Genomic DNA, 13,104 nt, shown 5'->3' on the forward strand with positions numbered 1-13,104 from the left:
CTCATCTATGCTTAGGTGCGTGCCCATATTCGGCGAAGAGCACCCACTCTGCGGCATGATCCTTCGTCCCAGTCTTCAAAGTCACTCAGGTGCTCCTTGTAGACACGGTTCAGGTACTTACCGTCAGTCCGGAAGAATCGCGCCACGCATTGGGCCGTCACTGGGTAGGTATCCAACCATTTCTTTTAAAAAAGCAGCGAACTCAATTGAGTAGCTGGTGCCGTCTGCAATAAGTGCAGGAGTATCTAACAGTTGGTTCTTCCCATCCTCCGTAAGCCATCTGCGACGGCGCACATGAAGGGCAACCTTGTGCTCACGCACAGGGAAGTCATTGAACACCCGGGGCTCAGTAAAGCCATTCGGCTTCAAATCATGCCACATATCATCGCGCAGGTCACGTTCGTCAAGATTGATATGAAGAATGCGGATTTCCGTATTCGTCTCATCGTATAGACCAGTGCACTCTTCATCGACATTGGTAACTTCAAAGGTGTCAAGCATCCCTTTTGGAAGCATGTAGCGTACGAGTATCTCGTAGTCAAATTGGGTAGTCTTCTTTGCCATGATGCAAAGGTACTACTTTTTATTGGAAAACATGTACCGTGCGATGATAATCTTTTGGTTTACATGTCTGCTGGGCTATCCACGGACTTCCGCACCTGAGCCAAAATCTATGATGACAGGTATAGTATTTTTATTAACAAAACACGTAGGGCGGGTTTCAGCCGTCATTACATACATCAATGACAACTTATTACTTTTAAACACCAACTTATTTACAAAATTTGCAAAACCATTCTTATTTATAAGATTAAATTTAACAAATCTAGTAAATTTGTTTTCACTTTTGAGACGCAAATGTAATTCTGACGCTAAAATTTCATCCCATTCTCTAACAATTCGCCAAGAAGGCTGAATTGCGTTCATTGATTTAATTGTAGTTAACTTCATTGCATTATATTACCTCAGTTCGGGATAAGAAATAGTGCCTAAAAAAGTTGGTAATCTCCGATATTTTTTGTATCTTTGTAGTTGAAATCCAATTAGTTACAAACATAAAAAGATATCATTATGGAGATTACCAAGGACAAAGTTACAGAATTATTTTGTATTATTGATGAATTTTACAAAGTTTTTGATGCTGAAAATGCAGGAAAATTGCTTTTGAGTGAAGATGGAGTAAAGCGCAGACGACGTAAAGCCTCTTTATCTGATAGTGAAATCATGACGATTTTGCTGTATTTCCATTTCGGCTCGTTCCGAAACTTCAAGCATTATTAGGGTCACCAGTAAAAGTGTGTGGATTAGGCATAGATCTTCATTAGTCTGAAGAGAAAGAACTTACGGTCAATAATACCTCTGAGTTGTGCTCTGAAATGCTTGATCTTTGCATTGAGGGATTCTGCTGATGCATTGGTAGAGCGATTGACAAAATAGTTAAGGATCTCATCCTCACGGTCGTACATGGCGGCAGCAATATCATTGAACGATTTGTTGCCGAAATCACCGACCTTCGAGTACCATGAATGCAGGCTGACAGCACCTTGCTCCTTAGTACACCTCTGCGAGAATATCATTCGAAGAGAGTGGGTAAGCGAGAAAGCCGTCTTTATGTCCGGAAACTCACGGAACAGTATTTCTGCACGTTCCTTCTGTGTGCCTGTCCATTTCTCGGGTGACATCATAAGTAGCCCCTTACTGCGTGCAAGGAGTTCTGCACGAGTCTCTCCGTTCTCAAGTCTTTCGGGATAGTACCTTGCATTGCGCCTTATGGCATTGCCCCTCATCCACAAATGGACCATCGTTCTCCTGCAGCTGGCGCATCATCAGACGGTGCTCTTCCCTAGCATTGGCATCAAGTGTCATCTGCTCACGCCTATACTCTCTGCGTACCTCTTGCAAGGCTTCAAGACAAAACTGCTGATGATGGAACCGGTCGAGCGTACGCATAGCCTTCGGAAAGCATGTCTCTACTATGTTGTGCATACTCTCAGAGAAGTCGAGAGTAACCTCTTCCACGCTCATTCTCAACGCTTCGGTATCTTCATCAATGCCTTTATGACATCCTTTGCCTTAGTGCCCTTGACTACAGCAATAAGGCATCCCTTGCGACCATGTGCATCCTTGTTCGAGGCTATTGTGTATACCTCTCCCGTGGACAAGCATGTCTCATCTATGCTGACGTGAGGACTTATGTTCTCCGGGAAGATGAGCCACTCGTCAGCATGGCCTAGTTCAGACCATTCACGATAGCCGCTTAGGTGGTCCTTGTAGGCTCTGCCATACTCATCACCGTCTATGTGATAGTCATCCTCAAACGAACGGGCCGTTATAGGGCGCGTCTCCAAACGCTTCTTTTAAAAAATCCGCCAACTCGGTTGAGCAGCGGGTGGACTCCTGAATGAGATTGCATTCGGTCATCACGTTGTGACCATCTGCATCAAGCCATCTGCGACGGCGCACGTGAAGCAGTACTTCCTGACCTCTAATCGGAAAGTCGTGAAACACACTTTCGCGTGTAAATCCATTGGGGCGCAGGTCTTCTCCGTCGTCAGGTTTCTGCTCGTTCTCATCGAGATAAAGGTGAATCACCTGTGTGTCACCTTTCTTCTCGACACGTACAGTCTTCAAGTCAAACCAGTCAAGCATGCGGGCTGGCAATAGGCATTCCGCTAAGAGTCTATACTGTTCCATTTTCTTCTAACGTTTACTCTATAAACGTACACCTGCTTGCTTTTATTGTGCTATGCTATCCACACGCTTTTGCAAGTGACCCAGACCTTCTCTACAGTCTCGTCCTCGACTATCCCGATGCCGAGATTCTAGGTCATCGCGACCTTCCCTGGGTTCGCAAGAGCTGTCCTTGCTTCGATGTCAAGGAATGGCTGAAGGAAATCGACTTCCATCTCTAGAAAATGCTCCTCATCTGAAAACAGATGGGGAGTTTTTTCGTATATCAACATTACAGCGTCACCACTATATAACAAGTAGTTACACGTATCAGTTTTTTGAAAAAAGTTATTTTTGGGCTCAGGTGCGGAAGTCCGTGGATAGCCCACCAGGCATGTTAACCAAAAGATTATCATCGCACGGTACATGTTTTCCAATAAAAAGTAGTACCTTTGCATCATGGCAAAGAAGACTACCCAATTTGACTACGAGATACTCGTACGCTACATGCTTCCAAAAGGGATGCTTGATACCTTTGAAGTTACCAATGTCGATGAAGAGTGCACTGGTCTATACGATGAGACGAATACGGAAATCCGCATTCTTCATATCTATCTTGACGAACGTGACCTGCGCGATGATGTGTGGCATGATTTGAAGCCGAATGGCTTTACTGAGCCCCGGGTGTTCAATGACTTCCCTGTGCGTGAGCACAAGGTTGCCCTTCATGTGCGCCGTCGCAGATGGCTTACGGAGGATGGGAAGAACCAACTGTTAGATACTCCTGCACTTATTGCAGACGGCACCAGCTACTCAATTGAGTTCGCTGCTTTTTTAAAAGAAATGGTTGGATACCTACCCAGTGACGGCCCAATGCGTGGCGCGATTCTTCCGGACTGACGGTAAGTACCTGAACCGTGTCTACAAGGAGCACCTGAGTGACTTTGAAGACTGGGACCGTAGGATCATGCCGCAGAGTGGGTGCTCTTCGCCCGCAATATGGGCACGCACCTAAGCATAGATGAGAGTATGCTGCACAATGACCTCTTTACATTCCTCTCCAACAAGGAAGGCCATGGTAAGCGTGGTACGCTCATCGCAGCTGTCAAGGGGACTACCATTGCAGAAGTGGCAATGCGACTCATGGCTATACCGGAAGAGAAACGTCTTGCAGTGAAGGAAGTCACGATGGATTTCTCCGACAGCATGATGGGCATCATCAAGCAGGTATTCCCCAATGCGGAGATTGTCATAGACTGCTTTCATATCATGCAGCTTGCAGGCAAAGGTCTTGAGGAGATGCGCATGAAACTCAAGCGTGCTGCCGTCACGGAGAGGAATATGCAGGAAAGCAAGTTCAAGAAACTTGTGCAGGCAAGACGCAAGGCGAGGGCATACTATGCGAAGAACCACAAACCAAAGAAGAGCAAGAACGGCAAAACCCTTGGAAGGCCGCGAAAGCGCAAGAATGAGAAGTTTCAGCCAGAGATACTTGCCAATGGTGAGACTAAGGTGGAACTGTTGACTCATGTACGCTACCCTCTGCTCAAGAGCGGCAATGACTGGACGGACTGGCAGAAGAAAGGCATGAAGATTCTCTTCGAACTGGATAACCGAATCAAGACCGGCTATGGTTTGGTCTGCGCATTGAGAAACATCTTCAAGAAGAAGCAGAGCCGCAAGAAGGCCAAGAAGGCATTACATGCGTGGTACAAGAATATAGGCAGAAGCCACATCAGAGAGCTAATCGCAGTACGTGACACTATAAAGGAGAAGGAGGAGTATGTATTGAATTACTTCAACAATCGTTCTACCAATGCTTCTGCAGAATCTCTCAACTCAAAGATGAAGGGATTTCGGGCGCAGGTGAGAGGAGTAGCAGACTTTCCTTTCTTCATGTACCGTATGATGATGATCTTCGGTTAACATGCCTGGTGGGCCATCCACGGACTTCCGCACCTGAGCCTATTTTTGCTCCTCATCGCAGTATCGCTCTGCACTTGTCGTCGCTCGAATGAGGAATATTTGCTTTATTCTACTTTTGAGAGGATTACCTCGGGGGAGGTGCCCATCAGGGTTATGGCAGAAATCTTATGACCGCCATTGACCATATGTTCCCAAATGGAACAGAAGAGCAATGCTCTATTTGCTAAAACCATCAAGCACGTCTTGCTTGATTCTCTTAGCAACATCCAATTGTTCTTCGCGTACCATTATATGAATATACATATCGTTACCACAAGCATCAATGCAAATTGGTAAATCAACAACATTCATATCTAATAACCCTTGAAGCTTATAAAACAAACTAGTAAAAAGCCTGTTACGATAATACTGTACCGACCATATCTTGGAGCTGAGCTGCCTTATATGCCTTCATACGCTTCACCCACTCTGCTACCTTTGGGGAATCGCTTTTAATAACTAATGTTTCTTTTATCTCAATCATTGTATAACCTCCTATATTAAAGAATGCTGCAAAGATACTACTTTCTGACGTAAACACCAAGGAATTAAGTAAAAATCTTCATTACCTAATCAATTTATAGGTTATCAACCTACTATTTTGTTCCTCATTGCAGTATCGCTCTGCACTGGTCGTCAATCGAATGAGGAGTTTATTCCATCTAATGTCCCACAGATTGCACAGATTAACACAGATTTCTTAGACCTGTGCGGTCTGGGGGATTAAGGGCACGCGGATTTCGCTGATGACGCAGATCTTTGAGTTGTGCGGAATACGATGGTGTTTTATTTTATTTTGTTCCTCATTGCAGTATCGCTCTGCACTTGTCGCCACTCGAATGAGGAATATTGTATTTATTAACCTATGCTTGGCTTATGACTAAACATTACAACACACAAAATGATTCTGCTTCCTTATCTGCTTTTTTCTCTTCTATGTTCATAACGTAATCTCCTTATTAATTATTGTATTTTTTCGACTCCCCTGTCCCCCTCTTGCGAAGAGGGGGTCCTTACCCTATACCCAAGCCCTAAATCCCTACCATAGGGATTAGGGATGTAACCGCCCTACTCGGTGCTCGGAACCGCTACGCTATAAGGTTGGCGGGGCATCAAAGCCCTCGCCATGATTGTGCGGGATGGGACCGCCTGGGGACAGCATGCTGATTGGGACCGCCTTACTATAGCTTGCTGATTGGGGGCGGCTTGCAATTACCCTCATAAAGGCATGTTGGAGAACCTTGATATAGAGGATTAATCATTAAACTCTTCAAAGAATTGTTTTCTTTTTCCCTCTAATTCACAAGTCTTCTGACTCATAAATTGACAAGTGAAATCATACATCGGAATGGCAACACAATGCTCATCTGCCTTTTCAAACTTCAACTGATCTGAATAATAGCGTATCAGCTCTTCATAAGGAGTCAAGTCGGCAGCAAATAAGAAAACATATTCACAACCTACTATTTTCAACATTTCCAATATCTTTGGTACTATAAAATACCAAAATACAGTTGTTCCCAAATTCTGAGGTAAACCATATCCATCCCACACTTCACGATGAGCATCATTCGCACAAAAATGAACCAACTCAACTCCAGGGAATGTTTTGACTACATTCTTTAGATTGTTACCAAATATCTTGGAGAATTCATCTGAATCAACTGACAAATGCAAAACTCTCGCAACATCCTCTTTCTTAATACCCTTCTTTGAACGAACGCTTTCAAGAATAGAAGCTATCGCCTTCTTGTTTTCTACAGACTGTGTTTCATCCAAACTCATGCGGAGAATCGTATCATAAAAATATTGTATCTCTTTCAAACGGTCACCCTCAATGAATTCATCATAAAGCAAACCACATTTTAGTGAAAAGAAAAAAAGAATTTTATCATCCACAGTTTTCACTATGTAATAAGCAATTCGATTATTCTCATCATCATCATAAGCATCTCCTTGCAAAGTATCTACAAGACTATTGTTACGAGTATTGTAGAAATCATCTATCAATGAGAAATTTTCCGGTTTTGACGAGAGTCGCTCACACTTTAAACTTCTGAGCAATTCCAATTGTGATTCTGTTATCTTCATGCGTAAACTGGTTTGTGGAATTGTTCCAAGTTAGTTAACAAGAAACGTCTTACTCGGAAACGGGCGGCATCTTCTTTGATGTCCTGGATATCCATTGATGTACCCTCTCCTTGCATCATGGCACGTTTCCAAGAATCTTCACCATGAATAAGATTGCTCAAACTTCTTGTTTTCTTTGCAGATAACAGTTCGAAAACACTATCAAAAATGGTCTTATATTCTTCTATAATGCTTGACGGCAAAACATCATGCAATGAATTTGATATATATGCGGCATGAACTTCCGGAATATATGGTCCGAGAGTATGAGCATAAAATATTGCTTCAAACAGAGGGCTCCCTGTTTGAACTATACACTCACGCTGCATAAAATAAAGCAAAATCGGGTCACTTGCAAAAGCGTGTGGATAGCATAGCACAATAAAAGCAAGCAGGTGTACGTTTATAGAGTAAACGTTAGAAGAAAATGGAACAGTATAGACTCTTAGCGGAATGCCTATTGCCAGCCCGCATGCTTGACTGGTTTGACTTGAAGACTGTACGTGTCGAGAAGAAAGGTGACACACAGGTGATTCACCTTTATCTCGATGAGAACGAGCAGAAACCTGACGACGGAGAAGACCTGCGCCCCAATGGATTTACACGCGAAAGTGTGTTTCACGACTTTCCGATTAGAGGTCAGGAAGTACTGCTTCACGTGCGCCGTCGCAGATGGCTTGATGCAGATGGTCACAACGTGATGACCGAATGCAATCTCATTCAGGAGTCCACCCGCTGCTCAACCGAGTTGGCGGATTTTTTAAAAGAAGCGTTTGGAGACGCGCCCTATAACGGCCCGTTCGTTTGAGGATGACTATCACATAGACGGTGATGAGTATGGCAGAGCCTACAAGGACCACCTAAGCGGCTATCGTGAATGGTCTGAACTAGGCCATGCTGACGAGTGGCTCATCTTCCCGGAGAACATAAGTCCTCACGTCAGCATAGATGAGACATGCTTGTCCACGGGAGAGGTATACACAATAGCCTCGAACAAGGATGCACATGGTCGCAAGGGATGCCTTATTGCTGTAGTCAAGGGCACTAAGGCAAAGGATGTCATAAAGGCATTGATGAAGATACCGTAAGCGTTGAGAATGAGCGTGGAAGAGGTTACTCTCGACTTCTCTGAGAGTATGCACAACATAGTAGAGACATGCTTTCCGAAGGCTATGCGTACGCTCGACCGGTTCCATCATCAGCAGTTTTGTCTTGAAGCCTTGCAAGAGGTACGCAGAGAGTATAGGCGTGAGCAGATGACACTTGATGCCAATGCTAGGGAAGAGCACCGTCTGATGATGCGCCAGCTGCAGGAGAACGATGGTCCATTTGTGGATGAGGAGGGCAATGCCATAAGGCGCAATGCAAGGTACTATCCCGAAAGACTTGAGAACGGAGAGACTCGTGCAGAACTCCTTGCACGCAGTAAGGGGCTACTTATGATGTCACCCGAGAAATGGACAGGCACACAGAAGGAACGTGCAGAAATACTGTTCCGTGAGTTTCCGGACATAAAGACGGCTTTCTCGCTTACCCACTCTCTTCGAATGATATTCTCGCAGAGGTGTACTAAGGAGCAAGGTGCTGTCAGCCTGCATTCATGGTACTCGAAGGTCGGTGATTTCGGCAACAAATCGTTCAATGATATTGCTGCCGCCATGTACGACCGTGAGGATGAGATCCTTAACTATTTTGTCAATCGCTCTACCAATGCATCAGCAGAATCCCTCAATGCAAAGATCAAGCATTTCAGAGCACAACTCAGAGGTATTATTGACCGTAAGTTCTTTCTCTTCAGACTAATGAAGATCTATGCCTAATCCACACACTTTTACTGGTGACCCGGAAATCACCCATGCTTCTTCTGATAATGCCACAGTTCGAAAGAATTGATCAAGTTCTGCCAAAGCACATAACAGCCTGGCCCCACCGTGGAAAGAGGATTCAAGTAGGCTGATGCTGCCCAAATGGCGAATGGGGTGTTCTTCTGCCCCAATGCCTGGCCCGACTCCACCACACTGTCGAAATAATGACCGATGAAACGGCCGGTGGCAAACTGGATGATGCTGAGCACCAGACCCAGGATGGCGATGACGCCCACAAACAGCAGCGAGGTGTTGGCATGCATGATGTTGCGCATCGTAGTGCCAGCCACAAGCACCAGCGAACCGCCCCAGAGATAGAAACTCAAATCCTTGATACCTATCAGCCAACGGTGGAAACGATGACAGGTGTGCTTTACCACAAACGCCAAGACCATCGGAACTACCAATACAATACATACCTGGTACAGAATACCAAGAAAAGCAGAGAGAAAGGTGAGATGCTCACCCTTCTCTATCAAAGGAAAACAGACTGGTATCAGGATAGCAGTTACAAAATTTGAAATGAATGTGTATGTAGTCATCTGCTCCATGCAGCCTCCCAGTTTGGCAGTAATCACCGAACTGGCAGCAGCACAGGGACCGATAACACAGGCAAGAATAGCCTCTAAAAGAACCAAAGGCTCGCCATGAATATGAAAAACAAGGATTAAACCAACAATCAACAAAACAAAGACTACCTGCTGAATCGCCACCCACATCTGCCACTTCACAGGTCGCAACTTCTTGAAATCAACCTTGCAGAAGACGGTGAAGAGGATGAGAAACATAAACGATGGCAGGATAGGACGACTCAGCGGCAGAAACCACTCGCACACCGGTTCCAACTCGGGAATCTCGGCAAAGACAAAATAGATGATGATGCCGAGACCGATAGAAACCGGCAATGTCCAATCCTTTAAAAATCTCACTAATCTCATAGAATACAATCTTTTCTGAAAAAACTCCTTAACTCTCCTCTTCCCTGATGATGCGGTAGAGGATGGCATGCTCCAAAACCAGCGGCTTGTTGTGGGCAAAGAAGATCTCGCCGTTCACGGGTGCCTTCACCTCTTCCAATACACTGCTATCGTATGGGTTGAGAATGCGTGCCAGCACCTCGCCCTCAGTCACCTGCATTCCGATGTTCTTCAGGCGATAGAAGATGCCTGCCCTCCGGGCTATCACATTGCAGAGGTCCTTTTCGTTGAGCACCACCGATTCATAGCCGGCACTCTTGTTCTTGTAGGAAATGATTCCTTCCTTGCTCAGGAATCGCAGGATAGCCTCCACGCTCTGCATGCTGGTACCGTCCTCCACATAGTTGGTCTGTCCGGCATAAAGCGAAAACGCCTTGCAGCCCCAAATCTGCCAGTTGTAGTTGAGAAGCGTGGTATCATAAGGCAACGGCTTGCGGATGGTTACAAAAGGCAAACCGAAATGACTGGCGGTCTGTACGTCTTCATAACCCGTCTGCAGCATTCTGACATGCGGCACGAAATTGCCCGGTATGTAAAAACTTGCCATCTGGATACCATATTTATAATCTTTTATCTGCTCAAACAGGGCAGCAGCGATACGCTGGGTAGTTTCACCCTTGTCGTAGCCCGGAAACATGCGGTTGATATCAGTGCCGTCCATCGCCCAGAAACGCTTGCTCACGTTCATGGAAAAAGGGTTGCACGATGGAATCACCAGGATGCTCTTGCCGTCGGCTATCCTGCCCTTGCGCTCCAAATCCTTCAAAACCACCACCATCCTGGCGCAGATATATTGTTGCTGAATCTCGTCACCTCGCATGGCACCCACTATGGCAAGCGTCTTCTCGCCGCTGCCAAAGAGGAAACCGTCAATATTGAAATCGTCACGATAAGGTGACTTCATGCTGAATAATGTCTCTTTCTTCATCTCGAATTATAAAAAATCTCACTCAGTACAAAAACTTCTAATTTTCATGATAAATTCTCGCCATGAGCGAACCTTCGTAAACGATAGGATAAGCCCGGATGGTAAACAGATAGCCATCTACCGGCGAAATGACGCGACTCAGAATCTTGCCCGTCAGCGGTTCCACAATCTGTCCTATCTCCTGCGATTTCTCTACCATGAATCCACATTTCAACTCTGTGATAAAGATGCCCGATGTCTCGGCATTCAGAAATTCCACCTTGTTGCCTTTGCATACAATGGAATCTGCCAGATGGTCGGCAGGCGCTTCACCCTTCCACATCCCCATCTCGTGCATCAGATGCAGGATGCCGTCGCGCAGACGGAAACACATGGAATGATTGATGCGCTCGCCTACTCCCATTTCTACTACCAGACATTTGGTACCGGTGGAATTGAGCGAATGTGCCAGCGTAGCCTCCAGCACGGTGGCTGCATCGTGAACCCAAACGAAATCTACACCCATTTCCTGTGCCAGCGGCACCAGTTCCTTCTCGTTCAAAACATTGATGCGAACCTGAGGAGTTTCCCTAAGATAGAGGTTACTGGAGTGAACGTCAATAACCAGGTCGGCACCTTTCAGATCTTCGATGATGGAATAGGCTGCCTGTTCTGCCATCGTTCCGTTCTTATCACCCGGAAAGATGCGGTTCATATCGAGGTCGAAGTTTGGGATTCCCCGTTGTATGGTGTCAATACCCAGAGGGTTGAGGGCGGGATAGATTTCCACCGTTCCATCCAGGTTTTCCTGTTGTTCGTTCAGCAGTCGGGCCATGAGATAGCACACCATCTGGCCTTCCAGTTCATCGCCGTGAGTTCCCGTCACGATGCAGATTCTCTTCTTTCCTTCACCATTGCTGATGATGTTTTTTCTGATGAGGTATCTCTCGTTTACGGGAAGCTCTGTTGATACAATCGTCTTAATCATATTTCAGCTTTCTCTCTTACTTCTTAGTTATGTTACTATTTTTTCTTTTTTGCCTTGCCATTATATTTCTTTCAGCAATACACTTACTTCCGTATTCTGCAGGGCATTTCCCATATAAATGCCACGACTCACAGGGCAATCGGATGCATCCCTGCCATGAGCCAGCTTTACGTATCCCAGCTTCATCTCCACATCGTTGGTAGGATCGAATCCATACCAGGCATGTCCGTCACAGGCCTCTACCCAGGCATGCGTCTCTCCTTCGCCTTCCATGAATCCACAGGCATAACGAGCCGGAATACCCCGGAGTCTGCAGAGGGAAATCATCAGATGAGCAAAGTCCTGACAAACACCCTGATGGGTCTTGATGAGTTCAGATACCGGCGTATCGGATGTCGTTACATCGGGTACATAACTCATCGTTTCATGAACGAAATGGCAGATGCTGAGGGCTGTCTGAAGCGGATGGCTTGCTTTTTCTAAATTAGAATCTCCCAGAGAAGAAGCCTCAGCCAGTGCTTCCTCCACCTGTTCTTGGGAAAGATACGTAAGCGGCGTAGGCTCCCGATACGCCATCAGGGGGATGGCATCCAGCGGCACCTGGTAATCGCTCATACTCACGATGCCCGTACTCACCGTGACCAGCGAACTGTGCGGTTCATGCTCGCAGCCATACACGATACGATTACCCAGTTGGTCAGTGCCCCGTTGAATATGAAACGAGGGAGGAAGCAGCAGATGCTCTTCCTCTATGTTCATATAGGCTCCCTGTGCGGGTTGTGCCCGCAGCAGGATAGCATGCCGGCTTACTGGCTGATTGAAGCCGACCACGGTCTGGTAATTATAAATGTATTTCTTCATACACGCACCAATTGGTTGATGTATTTGATTAACTTGAATTTATATTCCTGGTCATCGAGGTTGAAGTGCTCTTCCGTAATCAGAGCATCCAGCTGGTGAACCATGTTCTCATCCAGGATATCCAGATGATCTTCTACGCAATATCTCTTCAGAGATTCGTAGGCGAGTGCCACACGGCGGAAAGGATAGCCGAAACGGATAAGAATATCAAGATTCTCCACGTTTCTACCTATCATCACGATGTTCAGAGCATTATGATTCTGGATGCGCTGTTCTGCTGAGCCCCAGAAAGCAAGCGACCAGTCGATGACAGGCTGCAGAGAAGCGAGTTGCTTATCGTTCTGCTCCTTGCATCGCTTCATCAAGGCAACGCTCATCTCCAGATAACTCAGCGTCTCCGACATGATGTCTTCGCGCAACAAAATAGCATTATCCATCGCACATTCTTGGGCAGAAATCACCGAACTCGGATTGTTCTCATCATAGAGCATGCCGAGGATAAACTCGTCGTTGGTCTTGTAATTACCCATGGCATCCAACTTAGTCCATACGGCATGATAAGCCTCCGGACTTCCGTCTATCATCTCATCGCAACATTTATTGAGCTGATGCAATGTAAGATAAACTCTCATCTCATATCTTCCCAACCAATACAATCTGTTTGCCTTAGTGGCAGAAATAATATCACTCTTAACCATATCTTTATTTACACTTTCAAATTTCTCTAATAATCTTCTTAAA

Annotated in this window: 15 protein-coding genes and 3 pseudogenes; 6 read left to right on the forward strand and 12 right to left on the reverse strand. The window is 45.7% G+C overall.

Annotated features, from left to right (window positions below; all coding sequences use genetic code 11):
* Positions 1-11: 11 nt before the first annotated feature.
* The 3 genes from NQ544_RS09380 to NQ544_RS09390 all read right to left on the reverse strand — a co-directional run bounded on the left by NQ544_RS09380 (position 12) and on the right by NQ544_RS09390 (position 927).
* Positions 12-146, reverse strand: coding sequence for a hypothetical protein (locus tag NQ544_RS09380; protein ID WP_260113652.1), 135 nt, complete (start codon positions 144-146; stop codon positions 12-14).
* Positions 124-564 (reverse strand): ISAon1 family transposase N-terminal region protein, encoded by a 441-nt coding sequence (locus tag NQ544_RS09385; RefSeq protein ID WP_006849278.1) that lies wholly within the window; start codon positions 562-564, stop codon positions 124-126. The genes NQ544_RS09380 and NQ544_RS09385 overlap by 23 nt, the downstream gene beginning before the upstream one ends.
* A 75-nt stretch (positions 565-639) precedes the next feature.
* Positions 640-927 (reverse strand): hypothetical protein, encoded by a 288-nt coding sequence (locus tag NQ544_RS09390; RefSeq protein WP_050758673.1) that lies wholly within the window; start codon positions 925-927, stop codon positions 640-642.
* Positions 928-1,071: 144 nt separating this feature from the next.
* Between NQ544_RS09390 and NQ544_RS09395 the strand changes: the two are divergent.
* Positions 1,072-1,278, forward strand: a pseudogene (locus tag NQ544_RS09395) (IS982 family transposase); the annotation flags it as partial.
* Between the two features lie 26 nt (positions 1,279-1,304).
* Here NQ544_RS09395 and NQ544_RS09400 read toward each other — a convergent pair.
* Positions 1,305-2,348: pseudogene (locus tag NQ544_RS09400) on the reverse strand (ISAon1 family transposase).
* Positions 2,314-2,694: an ISAon1 family transposase N-terminal region protein gene (locus NQ544_RS09405; protein ID WP_006847878.1), complete on the reverse strand. Its 381-nt coding sequence runs from the start codon at positions 2,692-2,694 to the stop codon at positions 2,314-2,316. Before NQ544_RS09405 ends, NQ544_RS09400 begins: the two are co-directional and overlap by 35 nt.
* A 47-nt stretch (positions 2,695-2,741) precedes the next feature.
* Between NQ544_RS09405 and NQ544_RS09410 the strand changes: the two genes are divergently transcribed.
* From NQ544_RS09410 to NQ544_RS09420, 3 genes are all read left to right on the forward strand, one after another.
* Positions 2,742-2,912: a peptidoglycan recognition protein family protein gene (locus tag NQ544_RS09410; protein ID WP_422784791.1), complete on the forward strand. Its 171-nt coding sequence runs from the start codon at positions 2,742-2,744 to the stop codon at positions 2,910-2,912.
* Positions 2,913-3,129: 217 nt separating this feature from the next.
* The gene (locus NQ544_RS09415) at positions 3,130-3,570 is read left to right on the forward strand and encodes an ISAon1 family transposase N-terminal region protein (RefSeq protein WP_153151780.1); all 441 of its coding nucleotides are present in this window, start codon (positions 3,130-3,132) and stop codon (positions 3,568-3,570) included.
* A 129-nt stretch (positions 3,571-3,699) separates the two neighbouring features.
* Positions 3,700-4,596: a transposase gene (locus NQ544_RS09420; protein WP_260113653.1), complete on the forward strand. Its 897-nt coding sequence runs from the start codon at positions 3,700-3,702 to the stop codon at positions 4,594-4,596.
* A gap of 1,293 nt (positions 4,597-5,889) precedes the next feature.
* Here the strand turns inward: NQ544_RS09420 and NQ544_RS09425 are convergent.
* Both NQ544_RS09425 and NQ544_RS09430 read right to left on the reverse strand, forming a co-directional pair.
* Entirely contained in the window at positions 5,890-6,726 is an 837-nt protein-coding gene (locus NQ544_RS09425) for a hypothetical protein (protein WP_006849351.1), read from the reverse strand.
* Positions 6,723-7,106, reverse strand: coding sequence for a type II toxin-antitoxin system antitoxin SocA domain-containing protein (locus NQ544_RS09430; protein WP_155814081.1), 384 nt, complete (start codon positions 7,104-7,106; stop codon positions 6,723-6,725). Before NQ544_RS09430 ends, NQ544_RS09425 begins: the two co-directional genes overlap by 4 nt.
* Positions 7,107-7,192: 86 nt before the next feature.
* On the opposite strand from NQ544_RS09430, the gene NQ544_RS09435 reads away from it, so the two are divergent.
* Both NQ544_RS09435 and NQ544_RS09440 read left to right on the forward strand, forming a co-directional pair.
* A complete protein-coding gene (locus NQ544_RS09435) occupies positions 7,193-7,573 on the forward strand; it encodes an ISAon1 family transposase N-terminal region protein (RefSeq protein ID WP_006847878.1) in 381 nt (126 codons plus the stop codon).
* Positions 7,539-8,585, forward strand: a pseudogene (locus NQ544_RS09440) (ISAon1 family transposase). The gene NQ544_RS09435 and the pseudogene NQ544_RS09440 overlap by 35 nt, the downstream one beginning before the upstream one ends.
* 29 nt (positions 8,586-8,614) lie before the next feature.
* Here the strand turns inward: NQ544_RS09440 and NQ544_RS09445 are convergent.
* Genes NQ544_RS09445 through NQ544_RS09465 form a run of 5 tightly spaced genes read right to left on the reverse strand, consistent with a single transcriptional unit; the run spans position 8,615 to position 13,061 of the window.
* The gene (locus tag NQ544_RS09445) at positions 8,615-9,568 is read right to left on the reverse strand and encodes a transporter (RefSeq protein ID WP_006849355.1); all 954 of its coding nucleotides are present in this window, start codon (positions 9,566-9,568) and stop codon (positions 8,615-8,617) included.
* A gap of 28 nt (positions 9,569-9,596) precedes the next feature.
* Entirely contained in the window at positions 9,597-10,535 is a 939-nt protein-coding gene (locus NQ544_RS09450; RefSeq protein ID WP_006849356.1) for a M14 family metallopeptidase, read from the reverse strand.
* 37 nt (positions 10,536-10,572) lie between these two features.
* Positions 10,573-11,502, reverse strand: a complete 930-nt coding sequence (locus tag NQ544_RS09455) for a M14 family metallopeptidase (protein WP_006849357.1) — start codon at positions 11,500-11,502, stop codon at positions 10,573-10,575.
* Positions 11,503-11,562: 60 nt separating this feature from the next.
* Positions 11,563-12,363 carry a transglutaminase domain-containing protein gene (locus NQ544_RS09460; protein ID WP_006849358.1) on the reverse strand — a complete coding sequence of 267 codons (801 nt, stop codon included), beginning with the start codon at positions 12,361-12,363 and terminating at the stop codon, positions 11,563-11,565.
* On the reverse strand, positions 12,360-13,061 hold the full coding sequence (locus NQ544_RS09465) for an alpha-E domain-containing protein (protein ID WP_006849359.1): 702 nt from the start codon (positions 13,059-13,061) through the stop codon (positions 12,360-12,362). The genes NQ544_RS09460 and NQ544_RS09465 overlap by 4 nt, the downstream gene beginning before the upstream one ends.
* Between the last annotated feature and the right edge of the window lie 43 nt (positions 13,062-13,104).

The organism is Segatella copri DSM 18205, from assembly GCF_025151535.1.
In the GTDB taxonomy this organism is placed as follows: domain Bacteria; phylum Bacteroidota; class Bacteroidia; order Bacteroidales; family Bacteroidaceae; genus Prevotella; species Prevotella copri.